The 1,022-nt window shown below is 73.4% G+C and carries 1 pseudogene; it reads right to left on the minus strand.

From position 1 onward, the window contains the following. Positions 1 to 818, minus strand: a pseudogene (locus AOK08_RS46805) (LuxR family transcriptional regulator); the annotation flags it as partial. Positions 819 to 1,022: the final 204 nt, after the last annotated feature.

The raw sequence follows: 1,022 nt of genomic DNA on the forward strand, positions 1-1,022 counted from the left end.
GCCGGTGTCGGCGGCGCGCGGGTCCGCCAGCCGGCTCTGGGCGATGGTCATCTGGAAGAGCCAGAAGAGCGGTTCCGCCGTCTCGCGGGCCCCGCGATGGGTGGCCAGTGCCTCCTCGAAGTGGGCGAGAGCCTGCTCGGGACTGTTCATGAGGAGTGCCGCGCTGCCACGCAGCCCCTGGGCGTGCGCCAGGACGGACGGGCTCCTCAACTGGCGGCCCAGTCGTTCGACCTCGGCCAGCCGGGTTCGGGCCGTCCCCAGGTCGGCCTGGAGCAGAGCCAGATAGGCGGCGGCGGACAGCGCCCGCGCCCGTGGCAGGGTGGGCTCGGGGGCCGCGGCGAGCGCGCGGTCCAGTCGTTGCCGGCCCTCTCCGAGCAGGCCGTTGGCGCACCAGTGGAAACGCAGCGCCGCGGCCAGGGCGAGCATGGCCTGCGCGTCGGCACAGCCGTCGGCATGGACACCGGCATCGGTATCGGCATCGCCATGTGCAGCCGCATCGGCATGGGCGTGGGCATGGGCATGGGCATGGGCATCGATGTCAGCGGCGTCGTGCCGGTAGTCCAGCGCCTTCCGCAGATTGGCCTGTTCGGCGCGCAGCCGGGCCAGGGCCTCCTGCTGGCCGGGACCGTACCAGCGCAGCGCGATACGTTCGGCGAGGGTCACGAAGAAGTCGCGGTGCCGCCGCAGCAACCGTCGCCGGTCCGGTTCGGCGAGCCGGGCGTATCCGTACTCGCGCAGGATCTCCGGCAGGTGGTAGCGGGGCACTCCGCCACGGTCGCAGACCCCCACGACGGACTGGGCGACCAGCCGGTCGAGCANNGAAGCCGCCGCGGAAGACGGCCAGCCGGTTCCACAGCAGCCGCTCGGCGGCGGTGCACAGTTCGTAGCTCCACTCGACCGTCCCGAGCAGGCTGTGGTGGCGCGGCGCCGCGGTCCGGCAGCCGCCGGTCAGCAGCGCGAACCGGTCCGTCAGCCGCTCCACGGCCAGATCGAGGGTTAGGCTGCGCAGCCGGGCCGCCGCC

The sequence above is a fragment of the Streptomyces graminilatus genome (assembly GCF_001418565.1).
Classification (GTDB): Bacteria; Actinomycetota; Actinomycetes; order Streptomycetales; family Streptomycetaceae; genus Streptomyces; species Streptomyces graminilatus.